Raw genomic sequence first — 23,475 nt, 5'->3', positions numbered from 1 at the left:
AGATCTAAAAATGTTGCTGTTTTTACAAACATTAAAAAGTATGTTTAAGCAAAAAGCACAGTTAATTATTTTTATAATATTAGCTGCGCTTTTAACATTATTAACAACTTCTTCATGAATTGTTAATACGCGTTTAACTAATGCATATTCATTTATGGGGGAAGGAACTTTTGCTTATGATTATTTATTAAGATTCGATAGTAAAAAGAAAACAGGACAAAATGTAGAAACAATTACCCCCTGATATGCTTTTAGCAATGATTATCATTTAATTACTGATGTTAATGGTGAACAGGGAACATTACCTTATGCTCATTTAGGTGAAGATGGAGCATTAAAAGCATTGGATAATAATGTTGAAATAGAATTTACTTTTGATTCTAGAACAAATAAAGTAAGTAATATTATTTTTACTGATCTTGATAAAACTGCTCCAATTTTTTTAAATAATGGTTTATATCGTTTTAACTTTAATAGCAAACCTTTTCAAACTTCTGTAATTGGACAATTATATGATCAGAAAGGTTATCTTTTTAATCAAGATAATTTACCTTTAATTGAAGAATTTATGAATAATTTTACGCATATTGATATTTCGCAGAATACAGTAAATTTAATTATTGCATATCTAAATAAAAAATATCCTGGGATAACAGATAGAAAAAAATTAAAGGATGCAGTTATTGATTTTGTTAATAATGGTATAACAAAATGAAAAAAAGATGTTGATTTACGAGGGAGCATAGATGAAATTCCTACTAAAGCTAGCATTGAAAATAGATTATTTGAGGAAAAATTAAATGGTGATTTAAGTTTTTTAGTAAAAGATACATCACAGCCTTTAACAAAAATTAGTCTTTATTATTCACCAACTGTTAATAATAATCTTGATGTTGGTTATAATAATAATATTGAAAATGCCGTTTTTAGTGTTAATGATTTTTATAATCAAAATAATAAGAATAGTAGTTTTAGGAATCAACCTTATGGACCTTATGGGTTGACAAAATCCTATTATACTTTAGTTGCTAAAGCTTCAAATTTTTCAGTTCAGTTACGTGAACAATATGCATATTGAGACTTAACATCAAATTTAAAATATAAAATTATTAATTGACAACAATTATTACAAGATAATAAATTAAAACTTATTAAAAAATATGATTCTTTTGATCCGACTAATCCAATTAATGATGTATATGTTGTTATTACACCACAATTTGCACGGAGTCAAAAATTAAAAGTAGGAGATCAACTTACAATTGGTGAAAATTCAAATTTCTTTGTTGGTGCTATTGGTGGAGATCCGGCTAATATTTATCCAACAATTTATGATACTGATGTTTTTCCAGATCCAAAAACAGATGGTATTATTTATGTTTCTGAAAAAGTTTATCGTAGTGAGTCTATTGCTGCCAACACTGATATTGAAGAAAATTCCACATTATATATTAATCATGTTGGTTTATCTGAAAATAAAGGAACAGACTTTGAAAATTTTAAAAAATATTTAGCAGCTGATTTTTGAAGTTTAAATAATCCAAGTTATAAAAATGCTCCACTACAAAGTCGCGATGAAACAAAGTTGGTTTACTTACGTTATTCTTTATTGGGAACTACAATTATATTTTATCGCACGATTACAATTGTTTTATGCATTATTTTCTTAATAATTTTAATTTTCACATTAATAATTTTAATTAAAAAAATTATTAATCAACAAAAAATTGAAAATGGAATTTTAAAAGCAAACGGCTATAGTGGATTAACAATTGCTAGTTCTTATTTAGCGCATGCAATTGTAGTAACTGGAATTGGAGTTCCACTTGGATGAATTATTGGTGTCTTTTTGCAACTCCCTATTATGAGTGTTTTTAATAGTTACTTTGTTATTCCAGTTAACTTTTCATTTTCATTGATTCCATTTGCGATTTGTTTTGGGATTATTGGTCTTGTTAGTAGTTTGTCAATTTTAGTAACAGCAATTCGACAATTAATAATTAGTCCGTTAGATTTATTAAATCCGAATAAAAATATTAAAACCTCAAAATTAGTATATTCTATTAGCAATGTTTTTTGTTTTAAAAAGTTTACAACAAAATTTCGTTTTGTGATGATGGCCGTTTCAATGAAAAAAATTGGTTGATTTTTCTTAACATTTTTTGTTGCTAGTTTATCTTTAACGTTAGCAACTTTAATTCCAACAGCAATCAATAAGTTTAGTAAAGATTATTATGCCAATTTAAATTATGATAATGAATACGAATATACGAATGTTATTGGTAATATTCCATTTAGTCGCTATGAAATGTATGACTGAAATGGTCCTATTTTTTCGACTGAGGCAGCATATCCATTAACTAAAAATTCTTTAGTAAGTGATTATTTATATAATGGAAAATGGTTATCAACAAAAAATGATATTAGTGCTAAAAATGCTCATTTATACGCGCAACAATTAAATAATATGATTATTTTTAATTTTATGGTTGGAAAAGGAGCAAGTTTATCAATTGGTACTTTTTATGATATGTATAAACATTATGGTGAAAATGTTGATATTCGAAATCAAATTGATACTTTATTATGCTCAACAATTCCACGTGCATTTGGAAAACCACCAGTTCACCCAACAGACCCAAATATTATTGATCGTTGGACTTATTGTGCACAATATGCAACAAGTGATATTATGCCAGGTAAAATTCGAGCAATGTGGTTAAAAGATGATTTGGCGAAATTACAATTTAATTTTACTTTTGGAACTTCAACTTATAATTCAAAAAATGAAGATGTTTATACGGGATATACAACAAATATATCAAATTCAAGTTTTATTCTTCCAACATATGGAATTAATGCAAATAATAAAACAATTATTTTTCCAAATCATACGGTTAAAAAAATCTTAGATGATAGTAAAAATTTAAATATTGGAGCAGATGAAATTCCAATGGTTGTAAATAAAGCCGCAGAAAATAAATATAATTTATTGTTAAATAAAATAGTTGAAACTACTACTAATGTTCAACAATTACAGTATTGTGATGATGCACTGCATTGTGCTGTAGACCAAACCGCATGGTCATATGAGTTACCAAGTGGTTTTACTGATGATAATCTTAATCCTTTTACCCTTGATTTAACGAAATTAACAATTGGAAACAAAACACGTGTTGGTTTTGAAAATAAAAATGGTAAAGTTCAAGATTATTATAATATTAAAAATTTTGTTTTAAAATTACCAGCTTCTGCTTTTAAACCAGGTGAATTTCAAAATTCAACAATTTCTGCAACAACAGGACGCCGCTTACCAGGGTTGCTAGACCTTAATAGCCCCCCTGATCAGAGAGTAGTCACTAAAGAAGTAACTGAAGAAGGTGATTATTATGTTATTCATCCTTTTGATAATAAATTTGACAAAGAAATTAATGGTATTGGTGATTTAACGGGCTTTCCAACTAATTGATATCGAGAAGCATTACGGCAAGGATTATTAAAAATTGGCAAAATTACTAAAAATATTAAATATAAAGTTGTTGGAATTCAAAATTCATATTATGTTCCGAGGGCATATGTAAATCAAGTTATTGCTAATAAAATTCTTGGTTTTAATACAAGTTCTAGTGAACTATATGATTACAAAGATGATAATCCGATGTTATGATTTAATGGTAAGTTTAGTAAATATAATGATCAAGTTGATCAAACAACACGATTTAATCTTTCTTCCCCAGATGGTTCGTATTCAATGAATGATTTTATGAACGGCCAATTAACTAGTGGAGTTGGGGGAACAGATTATTTAATTATTAAATCGCAAGTTATTGAAAAACTTGCTTGAATTTCAAGTATCTTATCGATTATCTTTGTTATTATTACGATTATAACCGCTATTATTATTGTATATATTATGACAGAATCCTTTGTTAATTCTTTTCTAAAATTTATGGCTGTAATGAAAGCTTTAGGATATTCAAATCGTGAAATTAATAGTTTAACATTAGGGATATTTACTCCGTTTGCTTTTCTAGCATGAATTTTAGGTGTTGGCATAATGTGATTAATATTATGACTAGGTGTTTATGGGTTTATTGCAATTGCTAAAGTAATTATTCCATTTGGATTCCCATGAATTACAATTCCAATTACTTTTATTTTAATGGCAGGAATCTATTTAATAACATATTGAATTTCAACTTATAAAATTAATCATATGAGTATTCAAGAACAAGTTACTGCAAACGAAGTATAAAACTAAAAAAATAAAATGGAGAAAATAAAATTGCGAAAATTATTTTATTTAATGATATTTATTTTTCCTATTGCTACAAGTTTTAGTTTAATTTCAACTAATCTATGATGAAAAGAAACAAAAAATTTAAGTCTTTTATTAAAACCACAATCAATTATGACTAATAACAAATGAGGTTTAAATAGCCTTCGAGGTTACGATGATGGATTAATGCCATCCATTCGTAGTAATGTTATGCTGGGTTTACAAAATAACTTAGGATTAAATATTGTCAAAAATTTAAGAGTTGATATTTATTATGGTCATGTTTATGATAGTAACTTTTATAATACCAAAGCAATTAATTTTGCTGATTTTACTAATACTAATTATATTTTTTGGTTTACTGTTGGAATTTTTACAACAGAAAAAAGTTAATTTTATGGACATAGTTTTTTACAATTTTATTATCGCCTAACTTGAAATTTTATTAATAATCAATTTATTAAATTTGATAATTCAAAGGGACAAATTAATAGTGAAGATAAACTTGTGGATAGTTGAAATAAATTATTAAGTAATCAAATAATTCTTAATAATTTTAATAATCAATTTCAAAAAATGTGATTAGATATTACCTCGGGGATGGAATTACAACCATGACAAATGTGTAGAAACCACACACATTTTGTATTTTTGGTTTTTACAGTTTTGAACTAAAAATTTTTATAATATTTTTAATTAAGGAGCTGAAATTATGCAAACAAAGCAATATTTTATTTTGCAGTCGCTAATGAAAAATTATGGTAAAGATAATGTTATTAATACTGTTAATAAGATTGCAAAAGATATTGAAATTAAAAAGTAAAAGAATAAATTATTCCGCGTAATTTATTAGCGGATAATTTATTCAATAGTGTTTTTAATGGAGCGAAGCGACAACGAGCGGAGCGAGTTTGCAAATTTCAATTTTTTAGTTTTTAGAGAGGAGATGTAATATACCAACTTGATTAACGACAATATTTAGTGTTGTTATTATATTAGGTATTTTTGCTTGAATTGGTTTATCAATTTATCAAAAAATTAAACAAATTCGAGGAAAGAAAAAAGAAAAAAAGAAATTGAAAGAAAGGAGAGTAATAAATAATGTTAGGTATGTATTTAACAACAGCGTTTAATTTTTTAACAGCACCTACACCTAAAACTATGGCGGAGGATATGAATGGTATTTGAACGGGTTTGACTAGTGCATTATGAAAAGTTAAAGAAGGTATAACAAATATTTTACCTGAGATAATGGTTTTCTTAGGTGAAGCGTGAATTATATTAATTCCATTTGCTATATTTTGTATTATTAAAATTTTAAACTTTTTCCGTGTTATGGTTAAAGGAATTTAAATAAGAAAATGAAGCACTTAAAGAATAATTTATTTTAACTGTGGAACAATAGTTTTTATATGTGATTTGATTAAAAACTGTTTACAAATTTATTTTTTAATAAACTTTATTATTATCGTTAATATTGGGATAATTTTAAGGTTGATAAATCTATATTGTTTATTATTCATAATATTGAGTCTATTATGAAAAATATTTTTTAGTAGGATTTAATAGAAATAAGAATATTTCTATTAAAGATCATAATAATAACAGTTTTGAACCAAAAATTTTTATAATATTTTTTATAAATACACCTACTTTTTTTAAAACTTGTAAACAGTGTATAGTGTAAAAATATCAATTTAATTATATTTAAGGTATTATTATGGTTTTCTCTCTGTATAAAAATATTTATAAATTTGTTAATTTATTAAAAATTCAAATAATAAATTTAAAAGTTATTATTAAAATTATTATTAGTGAAATAATTGTTTTAATTGGTGATAACATTCATGATAATCAAAAAATAGATGGTATCACATTTGTAAAAAATGAATTTATTATTTCTTAGATATTTTATTTCTTCTTTCTATTTAAGATAATTTATACAGAGAGAAAACCATAATAATATCAACTTAATTATAAACTTATGATTTTATATTTTAATAACTATTGTTAAAAATTAAATAGTATTTTTCAGTGTGCCAATTTTTATTATTTTATATATTTAACAATGTTTATTAAACATTAAATAAACAATATATTAGCATTATGTATAACATTGTTAATAATCAGTGTTTATTACAATTAAAAAACATTATATAAACATTATTTATAACAATGTTTATTAAACAAATATTTAGTTAGGAGACTATATTATGGATATGAAATTTAAAACAACTAAGGAATATAAAAAATTAAAAAAATGATATATTTTAGTTAATTTTGTTGCTTGATTTTTATTATTTTTCTTTTTATAAGCTCAGTTGTGTTAGTTTATGTTTTTATTTTAAATATAAATAATAACAATAAAGAAATTTTTATTTTGGCATTAGTTTTATGGTTTGTTTCTGTAATTTTGGCAATTGTTCCAACTATTTTGGAACATATAGATTTAAATAAAGGATTTAAAAAACAATTAAATAAAGAAGTTGATAAAATTGAGTAATTTTGTTAAGAAAAATCAGAATGTAGAAAATTATTTTATTAGTAAGGAATTTACCCTTTTACAACAGATAAAGCAAGTTTTATTAATTTACCTAATCATAATCGTCATATTGGTTTTTGATTGAGTAATAAGTTTATTTATCCGAATGAAAAACATTCGGAACAAGTAGCAATCGGTTTGATATATGATAATTCTTACCCTATTGTAAAATATGATGAAAATTTAAAACGCCATATTTGAAAGTATTTAACTGGAACAGAATTAATCAATTTATATAATCAATATAAACAAAATTATTTTACTAAAATGAAAAAGCGTTATTTTTAAGTGAACCTAAAAAAGTAAAAGCAAATAATAACAATAATAATTTAACAAATTGAAGTTTTGAAAAAGAACAAGAATTAATTAATGATTTAGAAAGTTTAAATTAAATGAGTTTATATGATTATTGAGTTCAATTTGTTAGTTATATTATTGGTGCAAATGCCCCTGAGTTTTTATATGTTATATCGTTTGTGTTATTTATTGTTTTGTTTTTTGGAATGTTTTTTAAACTTATTCAAAAAATGTGGAGTTTTTAAAAATGCAAAATGATTGAATTAGATTAAAAGAGTTTTTTATTCATATATTTTTGTTTATAGATAAAACGAATGTTGAAAGTATTACAATGTGGAATTTAACGCAAAATGAATATTTAACTTTAATGGTTGGTGATTTGAATTGTGATTTTTTTTAACTTGGTTTTTCTTGTGAATGGTTTTTAAAATAGTTGGGTATTTTAAATAATGAAAAAGTTTATATTTTTCTTTAAAAACTATTGTTATATTAGTGGTTCAATGTTTTTGTTTAGTTTAATTGATTTATTACTTTGGATAATTTCTTTGTATTGTGTTGGTTTAGTATTTTGATTGTTGTTTGCTTTGCAGTGTGTTTATTTTGTGTGATGATTGTGAAAAAATATTTTTTATCAGTTAAGTACTTTTCGCTTAGTTCAGTTTATTTGAGATAATCCGCTATCAGTTATTATTGGAAAGTTAGGGACCCGTAAAACATTACTTTTAACTTATTTATCGCAAACTATGAAATTATTGACAGATGAAATTTATAGTAATTATCCGTTAGAAGATGATAAAGTTAAAGTTTTAACATTTAAAAATTTAGATTTTACTGATCGAACAAAACCAGCCCCACCCGATGATAGTGTTATTTTATTTGATGAAAGTTATTTGTATATTGATGGAACTAGTCTTCACGATGAGAAAAAAGTTCATAGTGGTAAAATACCGTGAATTGTTTTAGCGAGACATTTTGGTAATCGTGCGTTATTTACTGCTCAGCGTGAGGGTATGATTTGAAATAATATTCGCCAGTTAGCAAGTTGGATTATTATTCCAATTTCATTGAAAAAAACCAGTTATTAAGAAAGGGTTTAATTTTTTTAATCGTTTCTTTATTATGCGAATTGGGATTTTCCAAGATATAACGGATTATGAAATTTGAAAAACAAAATCAGTAGAACTAACAGCAGAAGGTAAACGAGCAAAACATAAGTCAGATGTTGGGTTAGGAATTCGGTTTTTTAAAATAATTATTCCCCTTGAATTCGCTAATAAGTATGATAGTCAATGATTAAAGTTTGTGCGTGATTTAAAAAATGATGAAATTGTTGATAAAAAATTTTATTATTGGTCGGAAATTACAAAATTAAGTGTTAAAGAACGATTAGAATTATTTGATATTGATATTTTGAAAAAGAATTTAAAACCTAAAAAAAGAGAAAGGGAATGGTAAAGATGATTAATTTATTAGTTGAAAATAATAATAGTAATTGAGACAAGATTTTTAGTTTTGTTTTTGATATATTTTTGTTTATTTTTGATGTAATTTGAAATACAAAATTACCGATGACAAATACATTGATTGCTTATTTTTTAGTCTTTTTTATGGTTATTAAGTTATCTATTTATGTAATTCATGGCACATCAACACAATATAATATTTTAGGTTCAACAGTTAATAATGGTGTTTCGCAAGTATATTCGTCAACTGTACGAAAAGGTATTAATGTTGGTAAAAATGTTTATCAAAATAGTAATAAGCAGCACGTTAAAAAAGAACTTAAACGACAAAGTATTAGATATCAAGCAAAAAATATTAGAAGTACTAAATTTAAAGGAGATAAAAAGTAATGATTAAATTAGTTTTATTGGCGGCGGCGATTGCGATATTTGGAACTGGTTTTATTACTGTTATTATTAATCAATTTACATCGGCAAAAAATATTATTATGGATTTATATAATTCTGATACTTGGTTGATTTGATTATTTGGTAGAATGGCAATTTTATTTAGTCATCCGTTAATGTTAACAATATCAAGTTTATATATTGTTGGGTTTATTGTTTCAAAAACATTGTATAGTTAGGAGTTGAGTTTATGAAAAAATCGTTATCTTTATTTGCCATATTTATTTTAACTTTTTTGGGTTTGGTTATTCCATTTATTACTTTAACGGCGTTTAGACCCTTAAATGAGGAGCATTATACGCTTAAACAAGAGAATAATACTAATAAAGGTATTAATGAAACTGATTTTATTAATACAATTTTTTTACTCAGTAGTTTTTTTGAAAATTGATCGGAAACAAATTATTTTATTAATCCAACTTTAAAAACATCAAAAAAATTATCATTTAATGATAAATGGTATTTGGATTTTTTACAAGATAGTTATTCAACCGGAGTTGTTTATGATAAACCTAATGAAATATTTTTAAATTATTATCGACAATGACATAGTTTAAAAAATCAGTTTATGGTTGAAAAATTTTATAATGTTAAAAAAGATAATTTTTTGAATAATTTAACTGATTTTATTTATGCCTTTGCTGTAAAATATAAGATGTTTAATGTATCTAAAAAATTGTGGAAAATATTGACCGTTATAAAGAAAATTATTATCCAATAGTTAAGTTGAAAGTAGATAATTGAAAATTAAGTGCTCGTTCTATTTTGCCAGATAATAAATGATATATTGCAATTGTTAAAAAGCAACGAACTGATGATTTTTCTATTATAAAATTTAATTTTTCAGATAAATCAGTTTGAATTGTTGGGGCACCTTATCATAAAATTAATGGAGTATGATATATTGTTAATTTGTTTTATCAATGACAAGGAAATAATGAACCAGAATTGCCAACCATTAACAAAAACACTGGTGAAATTACTGATTGAAATAGTTATCAACAAAATCGCGTAAAAGAATTTATTGATTTATCTTTATATTCTGTTTTGCAAGAAAATATTAGAGTTCAGCAAGGTGGTAGTGCGGATTATGAAAATCCGAATAAGGTTGGTGCAAAGCGGATAATTTTTGATTTTGAGACGGTTGATGAACTGGATGTTAAAAATATTAAAAAATCAATTTATCGGATGATTTTGACTGTTGATGAGGTAAATTTAATTATTTCTGGTAGTTTAGAGTTAAATAATGTTAATAATGATGATTTAAGTTTTAATTTTAATTTTATGCGAACAAGAGCTGGTGAAGTTTTTAATTTTAATGGTTCAATTTATTCATCATTAAATAGTAAAGATTTAAAGTATTTTCAACAGTTTAGCGGTCAGTTTGATTTATCTAAGTTTTTACAGTCTTTTTTTGCAAGTGCTCTGGTGCCAGTGTTTCAAAATCGTAGTTCTTTTATTGAAAATGGATATATTGATAATTTACAATATGATACTGTTTTAGTTAACTTTTTTGCGTTGAAATTACAAAATTTTAATAATATTTTGTTGAGTGAAAATATTAACGATAAATTACAATTTGATAAATTATTAAATAGTATGTTTAAGATTTCACAGAAATTTTATACTAATTATTTACGTACGATTCTTGATTTAGAAAATAATACTTATGTTCAAGGTTATAATAAAAAATATGGTTTGTTAGTAAATAATGGTTTTAAAATTTACCCACGATATTTTTATTTTTCTGATAAATATAAGCAATTAGATATTAAATTATATTCAGCATTTAAAAATCGGTTTTATACGATTAATAATTATGGTAGTGTTTTTAATTATGATTTTTCGGTTGCTAATAATTATAATATTAACTCAAATTCGGCTTATGTTTTTGAAGATGCTTTAAAAGATAAATATGGTTTAAAGTATAAAAAAATTGAAGAACAAAAAATCGGTTATAATGTTTTTTAATTGCAAGCACAAAAAGAAAATGATATGTACCGATATTATGATTTTAATTTTGGGATTTATAACTGACAAGAAATTAATAATTGTGGTTTGTTCCCCGATAAACAATGATTTCAAGTGGAATATATAACTCCTAAAGGTTGATGAGATTTAGAAACTCACATTAAAAATGCGGTGATTTGAATTGTCAACACTATTCCTGGAATTAAACAAGTTAACGAGTTAGAGAGTGGTGTTGGTAAGGTTTTTGAAGCAGTATATAGTTTTTTTAGTCAAATATTTGAGGTATGAAAATTTAATCCAGCATTGTATAGTACAATAACAAATATTTTTTTTATTAATTATTTTTATGAAATTTGTGCGATTAATATAAAAAAGGAACTGTTATTCAGTTCCTTTTTGTTCTTTTCAATCAATAATTTCACCAGTGTTTTTGTCAATAGTAGGTATTTGTGGTTCATCATTACCATTTCAGCAATAAAGACCTTTAATTAATCCTTTTTGTAAATACGAATTCTTTATAAGATATTTACTAAAAATAAAACCATTTGATTCAATAATTCCATAAGCATTATTACTATTATTAATAAATTTTATTTCTTTTAATTTATTTTCTTTTTCAGTTTTTAAAATAAAAAAATACCATTTATCATCAATATTATTATCAAAATAATTATAATCAGTAATTAATTTTCAATTACTACCTTCTGGTGGTTGTTGTGCTTTTGTTGTTGGTGCAATAGGTTTAGTATCTTTTTTATTTTCTTTTTTGCAACTCATTAGTGTTGTTGTGCTTGTTGCGGTTAATCCGATTGTTCCTATTATGTTAAGTCATTTTTTCATATAGATTGTTCCTTTTTATTTTTTTATATATAATTGATCTTATCACATATCAATTATATATCAATTATTCGTATTAAACATTAATTTTATATATTTTTGATGGTAGGTGTGAATTAATGAAATATATTATTAATAATTTTAATTTGTTTGATTTACAAGCAAAATTAAAGAATTTTTTAAGTAAAAATTATAAAAATAAATATTATAAAAGAATAAAGCAAAAAATATCTTAAAAATAAATTTTCAACTTTTTATTATTGAGCGAATAAAATTTTAATTGCATATAAAAATAATGATTTTGATGAATTATTATTAAAATCAACGTTACCACATAATATTAATTATCAATATAGTGATAGTATTCGCAAAATTATTTGTGATTTATATTTTGAATATTGTAATAAACATGTTGGTGGTGTTTTATCTTTGTTTTATAATTTAAAAAAGGAATTCATGGAGAAGAATTAAAAAATAAAGTACCAAAAAATTTGAAAACATTTTTTCGTTGACTTAAAAAAGATGAAAGATGATTAAAAATAAAAAATAAAATTAAAGAAATTAAAAAACAACATCCAAGATATGAAGTTAAAGAAATAGGTTTATTACAGATGGACGCTAAATATTTTGTACCGAGTAAATTTCCAGTTGATAAAAAGTATTATGTTTATGATTTTATTGATGAAAAAACAAGATTAGCATTAGGATATGTTTATGATAAATTAAGTATTGATAATGCTATTGCTGCTGTTAAAAAAGCAATTAGTGATTTTAAAAATATATTTGGTGTTAAAATAACATGAATTAGAACTGATAACGGTTCTGAATTTATTAATAATTATCGGAATAATCAAAAAAAAATACTGTTAAAGAAACTAATTTTACTCAATTTTAAAAGATAAAAATATTTTTCATCAGACAACACCGGTTCGTTCTCCGCAGTCAAACGGTAAGATTGAAAGATTTCATCAAAATTATACTAAATTATTTGTATTTGAAGAAAAAATATTAAATGCAGTTAGTTTACAGAATAAATTAAATGATTATTATTTTTATAATTTTGAAAGAGTACATAAGTCTTTAAATTTTCAGGACCGCGTAAAATATTCGGTTGGTATAAATTTACCAAAAACTAAGAAAAAGATAGATATAAAATTCTATCTTTTTTAATTAGGTTAAAATTGTTGTTAACCTTACTTAGTTTAAGAAAATAACAGCAAAACCAACTAAATAAAATTCTCCTACTTGGAATGTCGTTAAATCAAGCAAGCGAGGATAAACAATACAGTGGTGGCCGTACCGCTACAACATAATGGAGCCAATTCTTTTAGGCAATATAAAAGAGTTATCGCGGTTTCTGGATAAATCTTTAACCTGCAATGGCTAAAGGGTAAGTGTTCCACAATAAAAAAATTTAGAAATCTTACTATTTATAAGGGGGCTTTGAAAGTGTCTTTAAAAGAACTCTGTTGAAAAGAGTTAAAAATTAAATTAGCAAATAAGACAGTATTAATTAATAAATGTCAGTGTTATATCAATGAGTACTTTACAAAATTAACTAAAAACAGAAAAGGCGGCCGATATTGTAAAAAGTATGCTCGGCATTGCTTAACAAAATTAGAATTTATTAATAAACAAAAAATAAGTTATAGTATTTGAATTTTGACTTTAAAATGCAAAAATAACCATCAAATTATTAAAAAATTAATTTTTAAGAAAAATAAATGATGAATTATTAATATTAAAAATTAGAAAGGAGGAATTATAAAATGAAAACATTACAAGATTTAATTAAAGATTTAACAGATATTACTGTTGAACAAAATAAAATAAATGAATATTTAAGCAGAGAATTTTTAGATTTACGAGATGCTAAATTACAAGGTACTAATTTACAAGATGCTGATTTAACAGATATTTAAAATCACAAAACAACAATTAGACCAATTAACTGTTATTGAGGAGAATGAATAATGAATATAACAGAATCAATTAAATTTGACAAACTAAAAGAAGAAAATGAATTACTTAAAAATGAAATTACAGAATTAATTAAAGATTTAAATTGAAATTTAAAAACTGAAGAAGTACTTAATAAAATGATGTAAGACCTAATAAAAATAAATGAAGCACTTAAAGCAGAACTTGCTGAGTTAAAAGAACAACAATTATATTATGACAAATTACCTAGTAAGGAGGAAAAATTAAATAATGAGGAAAAGTTGGCCTAAATGTAGATCAAAAATAGATGGTGATGATAAATATTTATGATGCAGTAATGATTATTGTGTTTTAGCAAAAAAATGGTAGTATTCATTATTCTTAGGTTTTTAATAAAATTAAGTAATTAGTATTTTAAAAAAATTGCTATAAAATATAATATGCTTCATTTTGATAATGTTCATCTATCTTATTCTTATTTTAATGAAGAAACAAAATGAAAAATATTTCAAATTAATCACTTATTAGTAAAAAATAATTTTATTTTTGTTATTGAAACTAAAAATTGAAATATACCATCATATTTTGATATTAATAAAAATATATGATATCAATATCATGGTGACAAAAAAATAAAATTACAATCACCAATAGAACAAAATAAAAGTCATATTTATACTTTAAAAAAATGCTTGAAAAAGATAAAATTAATTTAGATAATATTTTTATTATTAATATAATTGTACAAAATAATTTAACAATATTAAAAAATGAAAATAATAAATTAAGTGATAATAATGTGGTAATAAATTTAACAGAATTAGAAAATGAAATTTTTAAGTACAGTAAAAAATCTTCTTTTTTTGAAGATAACAAAAATATAAATATTATTGTTATGTCTATTTTAAATAAAAATAAAATAGAAAACATTGAAAAACACAAAAAAAATTAAATTATAAATAAAAATTAGAAATATATTAAAAAACAGCAAATAAATTTGCTGTTTTTTATTTTGTTAAAATAGAAAGGAAAAATAAAAATGTATGAAAAAATTACTTAGTTTTTTAGCAATATTTTTGTTTTTATGTACAAACATGGGGAATTTGATTAGTTGTGGTAATATTGCAAATAATAAAGAACATTTACAACCACCTAATTCCGATAATAAGTTAAAAATTGATTCAAAAACAAATATTGATTTAGAAAAAAGATACTTAGACCACCCTGTTTTAATCCAACGGCGAGGATATAAAGGAACTTTATTTAACCGCCATAAGACAGATACTATTAAAAATTTAACAAATGCTTTTTAGGCAAAGCAGATAATAATTTAGCAATTAAATTTAAAACAGAATTTAGTACTTATCAACAATTACAAAATTATTTAAAAATAGAACAACAAAATTACTGACAAAATTTACTTGATAATATTTGTCAAAAATATCAAGATAATTTAAAACAACTTATTTTATTATTTTATAATTTTGTTGCTAATATTTAAAAAAAAATATTAATGAAATTTTAAAGAAAATAGAAATTAAAAATATCATTGATGGTGATAATAATATCTTAGGACAAACAAATAATCACCAAACTATTTTGCTAAACAAAAAGGTTTTATCTTGTGCGTTTGAAAAAACAATAAATATTGAATGACACAAAGGACAATTTACAACCAATAACTTTCTACATATTTTAATCCATGAATTAGGGCATATCTTTTATTTTTATGATTGAGAAACATTTAAAATTAATCATATTTTTTATTTAAAACAATTTTTAGAACAGAAAATTAATAACTTAAATAAGTTTGCAGAACTAGACAAAGAAAAAGTGTTAAGGATATTTGCTAACAGTAATTATGGATTGAGTGATGATGACGAGTTATTGGCAGAGGGATTTGCATATTGGTTATTAACAAAACAAAGTATTCAAACAAAAATATGAGCATTTTGAAACGAATACTTTACAAGTTATTTACCACAAATAAGAAATAAAAAAGAAAGGAAGTGTAAGTGATGTTAAATACAATAATTGGTATGATGGGAACAATTGCCATAATCGGCTTGTTTGGTTGTTTATGGAAGTTTCTTGGTATTAAATTACAAAAAATGAAAAAACAAATTGAATTAACAAAATATAAAAAAACTTGTCAAATAATATTATATGTTAGTATAAGTTGTTTTGCGTTATTTTTGTTGGTAATTGGATTATGGTTTGGATTAATATACCCAACTTTGAAATAAAATGAAAATAATATTCAAGTTTTTAATATTTGTTTTTCGAATTGGCAATTATTTAACTGGAATGTACTTTTTCGCAACAAATTCAATATATTTAATATATTTAATTAAAAATTACAATACGAGGAAATGATTAATTTGATTTGTTATTATGCCAATTCATTTTATATTTTTTTATTTTATAGATTGAATACTATATAAAATCAAATGCTATATATAATTATTATTTAAAAAAGAAAGGAATGATTTAATGAACTGAAAAATTTAACTTATAACAATATTTATATTATTTATGAGAGCTATTGTATAATAAATAATAACTGGATTTATTGTTGTTAAAAAAGAAATTGAGGGTAAAAAATTATTGATTTTATTGATCTTGCCCCTTTACTATTTTTTATTTTTGATATTTTAATTATGAATGTTATAAAAATTATTTTATGTTTTATTTCTTAATCAATTATTTAGACCAAAAATAATAATTGTAATTACAGAAAGGAGGCTATATCCTGTGAAAAATATTATATTGTCATGTTTATTAACATCGTTGATTGGTGTAAGTCAACCACTTATTGTCAAATCATCCTCAATAATAGTTTTTCAATCACAAAACAAGAAGAAGTTATTATTAAAAATGCAAAGAAAAGTTTTAACCCAACAGCACCAAGTTTTACAAAAAATATTAATTGAAATGATGATATTTATGCTAAAACTGGCGGAACTTGGGGTGGTGATTATACAGAAAAAGTAGAATCATTATATTATTATGTTAATATACTAGATTATGCTAGTAGTTGAAATGATTTTAAAAATAAATACAAACAGATTAAAATTGATTTTGAGGGTTATGTTGCTCACAATCAGGCGGCTACGGCAAATTATAATGCTTATCACTATATCAATCTAAATGAAATAAGTGGCATAGCAAAAACAGAAGAAATTTTTAATCACTATCAAGGTTATACCCAAAATGAAGAAAGAGGATGAGCAAATGTAAGATATCAATTAGAAAATAATGATTGCATTAAAATTGATTTTTTGGTTTATGCACGAGCGAAAAACGGATGAAATTCAAGTAATACATGAGCTAAAACATGATTAAAAGTTAATAAACTAATTTTTAATACAAGTTTTAGTTTTAATGACATGAAAAGTAATTTAACAAGAGAATTAAATAAAGAAATTAATTATTATTCTAATATTGATAATAATTCACAAAGTTCTTATAATTGAAACCAAATTAAGACACAAATGGATAATAAAATCAAAAAAAACACTAAATGATATTAATGATATTCAAGGATGAATTGAATTTTAAACCCAAATTATTAGTTAGAAAAAAGAATTAATGTTTATTTTATAAAAACATTAATTAACATTCACAATAATCAAAGTAGTAATTATGAAATGTGAGAATTTAAAACACCACTAAATTTTGATAGTGATTATAATATTGTTAATACTAAAAATACAATAGAAAATGAATTAAAACAAACAATTATTTATCAAAGTGATACATCAACCAATATTTTAGATGAAAGTAATTGAAATGCAATTAAAACTATCTTAGATAATAAAATATTTAGTGTTTTAGGAAAAAAGGAAATATAACGGAATGAAAAAAACTTATCAATCCTAATTATGCCTTAATAACAGAAAATAATAATTATTATCTTAAAACAAGTTTTAATATTTTTAATTATTTAACAGAACAATGAGAAAATTGAGTTTTTAAAACAAAACTCAATTTTTCATTAAATGCAAAATATTGAAAAAGTAAATTACAAGAACGAATTTTAATAACACCAGGAAAAATTAGTGATGAAAATGGTGTTGCAATGATTAATGATATTGAAGAAGTTATTAATAACGGTGAAGGAAAAGAAAATAAATACAATAAAGGAATAATAAAATATCATACAACAAAATTTTTTCAATACATCGAACCAAAGAAAAATAACAATGATCCTGATTATGATATTGTTAAAATAAATGGGGTTAATTTAAACGCTGTTAATGGTTTATACACATATACTTTTGATGATAAAGAAAAAGTTAATAAATATGAAATTGAAATTATCCACCGACCAAACCCTAAAATTGAGGGAGATGTTGGTGGTAATTTTAAGTTAACAATTTTAATTGAAACAATTACCCCATCATTACAATTAAAATTAATGGGGTGAGGGTCAAAAAATATTTATTATGAAAAATTAACAAGTGAATTTATCAAAGACCCAAATAATGAAAATAAAACAATTAAAAACCCCAATTATGATCAAGAAATAAATAAAGAAACAGGAACAAAAAAACAATTAATATGGGCTTGCCATCAATATAACACCCCATTTCCGTTAGATCAACTTGATAGAGATGGAAATTTAATAAAAAGTAGTAGTATTAATGATTATGATATTGGTTATTTAGCAGAAGCCAGTGCAGTTGGAGCAGGATTTGAAAACTTTTACAATAATGACAACATTGAAAAAGTTATTCGTTATTTATCAAATGAAAATTTAGAGACTAAATTTGAAAATGGCTATGAATTAGAAAAAAACAAAACGGGAGATGTTAATACTAGTGCTGGGTGATTTCATTTTATTATTCAACAAAAATGCTTTAATGATTTAAGCGGAAATACACAAACACCATTTTATCAACACAAATTTATTTATGTTGATAAAAATAAAAGTTCAAATTATGGATATTTTTTAAATTCAGTTAATAACCAAAATGCTAGTGATTTTTGAAATACAACACAAGGAAAACATTTAAAAAATTATATGATTAACTATAAAAAGTGAAATTCAGATAATGATTTATCAAAATTAACTTATGAAGCAGTTTTATCATATTGACGAGATTATGTTTCAGATATTCGTAATCATTTAGTTGTTAATGAAAGCATCAATAATTTTAAGTCATTAAATGATTTAAATATTAGTGCTTTGAAAATGAATGCCAAAGATATGAAAACTATTATAAATAAAATTGAAAACTTTGTTTGAAAAGAAATAAATAAACTTAGTTTATTAGCAATAATAAACAAAGATTATATTATTCAAATATATAAAAATAGCGAATGACAAAAATTAACTGATGATGATTTAAACCAATTAATAACTAATCAACAAGAACAAAAAAAAGAAATAATGCTAAAAATCAAAGCACTAAATACATCAATGTTGTTATTTGGTGAAACAAACCAATTTAAAGTTATTAATAACTTAAATTATGATGAAAATAAAGTAATTGATTTAAGTAAAATTAAATATCAAAATCAAGAATATAATTTTAAAGATAAAACAAAAGATGATATTTTTAATAATTATATTATGAAATATATTAAGCAAGGTTTTAAAATTAATAAATTAGATGAAATCTTGAAACAAGATATTGATTATCAAATATCATTACAAGGATTAAATGGGCAAAAGATTAATATTAATGATAATGAATTACAGGAATTTATGAAAAAAATTCAAGAAAATAAATATAGTGAGCTAAAAATTACTATTTATGCTTTGGATAATAGTTTAAAAGCAGTTGGGAATGTTTTATATAAATTAATAAACAACCCAATAACAGAAAATGCCCCCAACAAACCAAATGAAATTCCACCAACAGAGGGAATAATACCGAACACTCCTAATAAACCAAATGGAAATAACGAAAATAATGGGAATGAAGAGAATAATAATCCAAATAAACCAGAAAAACCAAACAAACTACCCGATCCCAATAATCCTAATGGAAATAATGAAACAGGATGAAAAAAAGTTTTTTAAAAAACCAGTTAATAAATATAAAAAAGAATTTTTACATTTTTTAAATCAAAATTTTAATATTGAAAATTGTAAGTTAACGCTAGAAGGTGATGGGGCAAAATGAATCCAAAAATTTGTTAATGAAATTGGTGCAATTTTTATTTTAGATCAATTTCATTTAATGAAAGAATTAAAAACAATATTTTCTTATCGAAGAAGAAAACTTAATAAAAATTTAACCGATAATGAAAAAATAAGAAAACAAATTTATTGAGATATGAATAAATTATTTAAAAATGGCAATCCTGATGAAGCAATAAAATATTTAAAAAAATTAATTACAAGAAAAAATATTAAAGAATATCCATTCTTAAAAGATAAAAAAGATAAAATTAAAGATTTCATTAAATATATCAAAAATAATTCTGAGGGTATTAAAGTTTAAAAAGAAGATTGATATATGGGGTCTTGTACTGAACCACAAATTTCTCATAATGTCAAATGATTAAAAAGATATGGTGCTAAATCATACAGTGAAAAAGTTTTTAAAAATATGATTGCATTGAAAATGGCAAAAGAAAATGGTGTTAATTTAATTGAGTTTTATCTTAATAAATTAAAAAAAAAAAAAAATGAAAAAGAATATAATTATTATTTTAAAAATGAAGATAAGCATATTCAGCAATTTTTAATAAATAAAAATGTTACTCATCAAGCACAATGTTTTGTCTAAAATTTAAAGTAAAAATCAATAATTTAAAATAAATTTATTAAATAATTTGCGAATTATTATTTTTTGTATTGTAAATTATTACTTTTATGTTATAGTTAAATTAATTAAAAAAGATAAATTTATCTTTTTCTTAGGAATTTTATTTTAATAGGTAAAATATTTATTAGAATAAGGTATCACCAACCGAATAATTCATTCCCTCAATTTTTAAACACCATTTAATTTTTTGAATAGTTTAATTAAATAATTGGAATGATAATTATTAAATTTTTGTATTTAAACTAATTTTTAGTTTGTTTAATTTTATATTTTTTTATTTATTTTATGATATTTTTTTATTATAAATAAATATTTTTATTATTTTCTTGTAATCTTTAAAATGTGTGTGGTATAATACGCAACCAGGACAAATGGCCTTAAATAAGTATATTAGTTTTTTTATAAAATTAAGTAATAAATTTATTCCTGAGAAAGATAATATGTTTACCGATGATTTATTTAAATATATTCCAGAACGATTGCAAGCATCATTATTTAAACTTCCTGAGGAAAATTTTACAATGAATACGGCAGCAACTATTAAAATTACAAGTAAGGATTTTAAAAGTCATAATTTTGATTATGCAATTTTAGATAAAAATGTCACTTTAAATAGTACCTTAGCTAGTTTATATGATGATATAAAATTATTTGTTATTAAGGCAATTGATACAATATACCATTATAATTTGGCGATGAGTGTTTTTGAATTACAATTTCGTAAGAATGGATATTCTGATCCTAATTTACTTGGGGAGGAAACAACATTAGATAAATTATATACTTTTTCTTCAGGTGGAAAGAAAAAACATTGGGTATTATTAGAGTTATGTGAATTATGTAAAATGAAGCGCAACAAATCTTTATTAATTAAATAATATAATAAAAATTACAAAAATCAACCATAAATTTAAAAAAATTAAAAATATTTTAATTTTTCTTTTATTTTATCCATATTTAAACACACTAAAAAATAATTTATTATTTTAATGACATATTTTATAATTTAATATACATTTTTAAATATTTATTGTTTATATATTTTGCTAAAACATTTCTTTATCACTTATTCAATTTAAACACGGTCGGAGCTTTTCATTTATTACATTATTAACTACTCAATCAATTTGTTTTTGGCTAACATTATTAAAATCAGTTCCAGGAGGAAATCATTTTCTAAACTCACCATTCATATTTTCAATTAAAGGTTTTTGACGAGGTTTGCCAGCATCACAAAAATATACTTGTGTTTCAGCAAATATTTCCATTTCTCGTCATTCACTAAATTCTTTACCTCTATCTGTTATTATTCCTTTTATTTTTCCAATTAAATTATTGTTTATAACAATATTTTTAAACTTTTTATCAACTTCCCTAGCAGTATGATTTTCTAATTTTATTGCAAAGTATTTTTTACTTGATTGTTCTACTAAAACTAAACAACTAGATTGATGGTTTTTTCAACAACAGTATCCATTTTTAATCAACCAACATTAGAAACTTTATTTTCAATATCTCAAATTGACTTAAAATCAGTTAATTTACCACGATTATCAGATTTTCCTTTTGTTTTATATTTTTTACCACGATGTCGCAAATTCTGTTTTAAAAAACCATAAAAACCTAAACGAATTCATTTATACAATGTTTTTACACAAACCGGAAATTTAACACCAAATTTTAAAAAATAACGATAAATAAATTCTCTCGGAGCATCACGATATTTATTAAGTCTAATTTTCATAAAATTAATCTGTTCTTCAGTAAATTTACATCTTTTATTATTCTTTTTTCTTTCCTCATAATACATTTCATCTGACTTATAAGCACTATATTCTTTAATAGTTTTAAATCTCTTAATTTTTCGTAAAATAGTACTACGATGTCTATTCAAAAATTTAGCAATTACAGAAATATTTTGTTCACCATTCTTTTTTAAAAATATTTTTGATAATAATAATTGTTCTAATTTAACTTTATCCATAAAACTTAAATGACTATACATAACATTTATATACCTTTCATTAACTTATAAAATTAATATTTAATTACTATCTTATTTACAGTATTAATAACAATATCTTTTCCATATTTAGTTACTAGGGACCGCAAAATAAAATAATGTTTCTTTTCAATAAAAAATCAACTCCTTTCAAAGTTGATTTGTTGCATTTCGATTACAAAATGCATGAACGATTATTATTTTGACTACAAAAGGATTATATTCTAGGTATGGGGCTTTTCTTACTATTTACCTTATTTTTTAGTAATTTTAGTTTAATGATGGATTATTATGCTTTAATTCGAATTACTTTAGGTTTAAAAATTGGAAAAGAAATTAGTTATGAATATCATTTTAAGCAGTTATTTCAAAAAAATGTAAGAAATAGCCCTTATTTACTATTTAATAATTTAAGAGTATAATGAACGTATGGGGATGTTCCGGTTTCGACAGGAATGATTTACTAATATTGGCAGTAGTTTGGCAGACTATAATGCTACTAGGTTTGAAGAAACGCAAACAAAAAACAAAAAGAAGACAAAATTAAAATTCCAGTTTCGTTGATGAACAATCAACTACCAGGTTCAATGTTAGCAGCTTAATTCCTCGTTGTTAGAGGATTGCTAGCCGTAATAATAGTTAATTATAGATTATTAACTATTATCGTATCTCAAGTCTTAATCTAATAAAAATTCTAATTGATAATGTTAGAATTTTGAAAATCTTATTATCTAGTTATTTAATTAGTTGTCTAGTCCTATTATTAAATAATGAAAGAAAGATGATTAGACTAAACTGTAGAAGGTATTAGAACATTATTTGTGGACGCGGGTTCAATTCCCGCCATCTCCACCATTTTTTATTTTTATAAAAATAAGTCAGAAATTAAAAGAAACTTGTCTTGTCATAAATAA

Annotated in this window: 29 protein-coding genes, 1 other RNA gene and 4 pseudogenes; 31 read left to right on the top strand and 3 right to left on the bottom strand. The window is 23.1% G+C overall.

What is annotated here, in order from left to right:
- Nucleotides 1-10: 10 nt before the first annotated feature.
- The 13 genes and pseudogenes from SCITRI_RS09065 (at nt 11) to SCITRI_RS12535 (ending at nt 11,369) form a co-directional block, all read left to right on the top strand.
- A complete protein-coding gene (locus tag SCITRI_RS09065; protein ID WP_071938015.1) occupies nt 11-4,255 on the top strand; it encodes an ABC transporter permease in 4,245 nt (1,414 codons plus the stop codon).
- Nucleotides 4,256-4,285: 30 nt separating this feature from the next.
- Complete coding sequence (locus tag SCITRI_RS11900; protein ID WP_237237958.1) at nt 4,286-4,672, top strand: hypothetical protein; 387 nt, start codon at nt 4,286-4,288, stop codon at nt 4,670-4,672.
- A gap of 542 nt (nt 4,673-5,214) precedes the next feature.
- Nucleotides 5,215-5,412 (top strand): hypothetical protein, encoded by a 198-nt coding sequence (locus tag SCITRI_RS12360; protein WP_334199019.1) that lies wholly within the window; start codon nt 5,215-5,217, stop codon nt 5,410-5,412.
- Entirely contained in the window at nt 5,381-5,632 is a 252-nt protein-coding gene (locus SCITRI_RS09050; RefSeq protein WP_071938014.1) for a hypothetical protein, read from the top strand. The genes SCITRI_RS12360 and SCITRI_RS09050 overlap by 32 nt, the downstream gene beginning before the upstream one ends.
- 367 nt (nt 5,633-5,999) lie before the next feature.
- Entirely contained in the window at nt 6,000-6,185 is a 186-nt protein-coding gene (locus tag SCITRI_RS09045; protein WP_071938013.1) for a hypothetical protein, read from the top strand.
- A gap of 417 nt (nt 6,186-6,602) precedes the next feature.
- A complete protein-coding gene (locus SCITRI_RS10645) occupies nt 6,603-6,782 on the top strand; it encodes a hypothetical protein (RefSeq protein WP_164024073.1) in 180 nt (59 codons plus the stop codon).
- Nucleotides 6,775-7,213, top strand: a pseudogene (locus SCITRI_RS09035) (DUF3627 domain-containing protein). Before SCITRI_RS10645 ends, SCITRI_RS09035 begins: the two are co-directional and overlap by 8 nt.
- A gap of 152 nt (nt 7,214-7,365) precedes the next feature.
- Nucleotides 7,366-7,568: pseudogene (locus SCITRI_RS09030) on the top strand (DUF2649 family protein).
- Nucleotides 7,568-8,203, top strand: a complete 636-nt coding sequence (locus SCITRI_RS11890; protein WP_237237956.1) for a hypothetical protein — start codon at nt 7,568-7,570, stop codon at nt 8,201-8,203. Before SCITRI_RS09030 ends, SCITRI_RS11890 begins: the two are co-directional and overlap by 1 nt.
- 34 nt (nt 8,204-8,237) lie before the next feature.
- Complete coding sequence (locus SCITRI_RS11885) at nt 8,238-8,573, top strand: hypothetical protein (RefSeq protein ID WP_237237955.1); 336 nt, start codon at nt 8,238-8,240, stop codon at nt 8,571-8,573.
- A 2-nt stretch (nt 8,574-8,575) separates the two neighbouring features.
- Complete coding sequence (locus SCITRI_RS09020) at nt 8,576-8,971, top strand: hypothetical protein (protein WP_071938011.1); 396 nt, start codon at nt 8,576-8,578, stop codon at nt 8,969-8,971.
- Nucleotides 8,971-9,207, top strand: coding sequence for a hypothetical protein (locus SCITRI_RS09015; protein WP_071938010.1), 237 nt, complete (start codon nt 8,971-8,973; stop codon nt 9,205-9,207). Before SCITRI_RS09020 ends, SCITRI_RS09015 begins: the two co-directional genes overlap by 1 nt.
- Nucleotides 9,208-9,218: 11 nt before the next feature.
- Nucleotides 9,219-11,369: pseudogene (locus tag SCITRI_RS12535) on the top strand (spiroplasma phage ORF1-like family protein).
- An 11-nt stretch (nt 11,370-11,380) separates the two neighbouring features.
- Here the strand turns inward: SCITRI_RS12535 and SCITRI_RS10860 are convergent.
- Nucleotides 11,381-11,839 (bottom strand): lipoprotein, encoded by a 459-nt coding sequence (locus SCITRI_RS10860; RefSeq protein WP_071938009.1) that lies wholly within the window; start codon nt 11,837-11,839, stop codon nt 11,381-11,383.
- A gap of 488 nt (nt 11,840-12,327) precedes the next feature.
- On the opposite strand from SCITRI_RS10860, the gene SCITRI_RS10855 reads away from it, so the two are divergent.
- From SCITRI_RS10855 to SCITRI_RS08940, 16 genes are all read left to right on the top strand, one after another.
- A complete protein-coding gene (locus tag SCITRI_RS10855) occupies nt 12,328-12,738 on the top strand; it encodes a DDE-type integrase/transposase/recombinase (protein ID WP_204305187.1) in 411 nt (136 codons plus the stop codon).
- Nucleotides 12,725-13,006 (top strand): integrase core domain-containing protein, encoded by a 282-nt coding sequence (locus SCITRI_RS12530; protein WP_197735397.1) that lies wholly within the window; start codon nt 12,725-12,727, stop codon nt 13,004-13,006. The genes SCITRI_RS10855 and SCITRI_RS12530 overlap by 14 nt, the downstream gene beginning before the upstream one ends.
- Before the next feature lie 279 nt (nt 13,007-13,285).
- Nucleotides 13,286-13,588: a hypothetical protein gene (locus SCITRI_RS08995; protein WP_071938008.1), complete on the top strand. Its 303-nt coding sequence runs from the start codon at nt 13,286-13,288 to the stop codon at nt 13,586-13,588.
- 17 nt (nt 13,589-13,605) lie between these two features.
- Nucleotides 13,606-13,758 carry a pentapeptide repeat-containing protein gene (locus tag SCITRI_RS10410; protein WP_157092890.1) on the top strand — a complete coding sequence of 51 codons (153 nt, stop codon included), beginning with the start codon at nt 13,606-13,608 and terminating at the stop codon, nt 13,756-13,758.
- Nucleotides 13,759-13,809: 51 nt separating this feature from the next.
- Nucleotides 13,810-13,944, top strand: a complete 135-nt coding sequence (locus tag SCITRI_RS12240; RefSeq protein WP_257785680.1) for a hypothetical protein — start codon at nt 13,810-13,812, stop codon at nt 13,942-13,944.
- Between the two features lie 273 nt (nt 13,945-14,217).
- Nucleotides 14,218-14,493, top strand: a complete 276-nt coding sequence (locus SCITRI_RS12525) for a nuclease-related domain-containing protein (protein WP_071938007.1) — start codon at nt 14,218-14,220, stop codon at nt 14,491-14,493.
- Nucleotides 14,466-14,729, top strand: coding sequence for a hypothetical protein (locus SCITRI_RS08985; RefSeq protein WP_071938006.1), 264 nt, complete (start codon nt 14,466-14,468; stop codon nt 14,727-14,729). The genes SCITRI_RS12525 and SCITRI_RS08985 overlap by 28 nt, the downstream gene beginning before the upstream one ends.
- Nucleotides 14,730-14,820: 91 nt before the next feature.
- Nucleotides 14,821-15,090 carry a hypothetical protein gene (locus tag SCITRI_RS08980; protein ID WP_071938005.1) on the top strand — a complete coding sequence of 90 codons (270 nt, stop codon included), beginning with the start codon at nt 14,821-14,823 and terminating at the stop codon, nt 15,088-15,090.
- 286 nt (nt 15,091-15,376) lie between these two features.
- Nucleotides 15,377-15,802 (top strand): hypothetical protein, encoded by a 426-nt coding sequence (locus SCITRI_RS08975; protein ID WP_071938004.1) that lies wholly within the window; start codon nt 15,377-15,379, stop codon nt 15,800-15,802.
- On the top strand, nt 15,796-16,023 hold the full coding sequence (locus SCITRI_RS08970) for a hypothetical protein (RefSeq protein WP_071938003.1): 228 nt from the start codon (nt 15,796-15,798) through the stop codon (nt 16,021-16,023). Before SCITRI_RS08975 ends, SCITRI_RS08970 begins: the two co-directional genes overlap by 7 nt.
- 528 nt (nt 16,024-16,551) lie before the next feature.
- Nucleotides 16,552-17,310: a hypothetical protein gene (locus SCITRI_RS08965; RefSeq protein WP_071938002.1), complete on the top strand. Its 759-nt coding sequence runs from the start codon at nt 16,552-16,554 to the stop codon at nt 17,308-17,310.
- 117 nt (nt 17,311-17,427) lie between these two features.
- The gene (locus SCITRI_RS08960) at nt 17,428-17,631 is read left to right on the top strand and encodes a hypothetical protein (RefSeq protein WP_071938001.1); all 204 of its coding nucleotides are present in this window, start codon (nt 17,428-17,430) and stop codon (nt 17,629-17,631) included.
- Nucleotides 17,632-17,858: 227 nt separating this feature from the next.
- Complete coding sequence (locus SCITRI_RS08955) at nt 17,859-19,808, top strand: hypothetical protein (RefSeq protein ID WP_071938000.1); 1,950 nt, start codon at nt 17,859-17,861, stop codon at nt 19,806-19,808.
- Nucleotides 19,780-20,232, top strand: coding sequence for a UPF0236 family transposase-like protein (locus SCITRI_RS08950; RefSeq protein ID WP_071937999.1), 453 nt, complete (start codon nt 19,780-19,782; stop codon nt 20,230-20,232). Before SCITRI_RS08955 ends, SCITRI_RS08950 begins: the two co-directional genes overlap by 29 nt.
- Nucleotides 20,233-20,247: 15 nt before the next feature.
- Nucleotides 20,248-20,520, top strand: coding sequence for a hypothetical protein (locus SCITRI_RS08945; protein WP_071937998.1), 273 nt, complete (start codon nt 20,248-20,250; stop codon nt 20,518-20,520).
- A 410-nt stretch (nt 20,521-20,930) separates the two neighbouring features.
- Nucleotides 20,931-21,437, top strand: coding sequence for a hypothetical protein (locus SCITRI_RS08940; protein WP_237237954.1), 507 nt, complete (start codon nt 20,931-20,933; stop codon nt 21,435-21,437).
- A gap of 168 nt (nt 21,438-21,605) precedes the next feature.
- On the opposite strand, the pseudogene SCITRI_RS08935 reads toward SCITRI_RS08940, so the two are convergent.
- Nucleotides 21,606-22,564 (bottom strand): annotated as a pseudogene (locus SCITRI_RS08935) (IS30 family transposase).
- Nucleotides 22,565-22,596: 32 nt separating this feature from the next.
- Nucleotides 22,597-22,731 carry a hypothetical protein gene (locus SCITRI_RS12235; RefSeq protein ID WP_257785705.1) on the bottom strand — a complete coding sequence of 45 codons (135 nt, stop codon included), beginning with the start codon at nt 22,729-22,731 and terminating at the stop codon, nt 22,597-22,599.
- Between the two features lie 12 nt (nt 22,732-22,743).
- Here SCITRI_RS12235 and SCITRI_RS08930 point away from each other — a divergent pair, with 12 nt between their 5' ends.
- Together SCITRI_RS08930 and ssrA are read left to right on the top strand one after the other, a co-directional pair.
- A complete protein-coding gene (locus SCITRI_RS08930; RefSeq protein ID WP_237237953.1) occupies nt 22,744-22,983 on the top strand; it encodes a hypothetical protein in 240 nt (79 codons plus the stop codon).
- Between the two features lie 9 nt (nt 22,984-22,992).
- Nucleotides 22,993-23,416, top strand: a transfer-messenger RNA (tmRNA) gene (gene ssrA / locus SCITRI_RS08925).
- The last annotated feature ends 59 nt before the right edge of the window (nt 23,417-23,475 follow it).

The organism is Spiroplasma citri, from assembly GCF_001886855.1.
Taxonomy (GTDB): domain Bacteria; phylum Bacillota_I; class Bacilli_A; order Mycoplasmatales; family Mycoplasmataceae; genus Spiroplasma; species Spiroplasma citri.
This window is presented reverse-complemented; position numbering and strand designations above follow the sequence as displayed.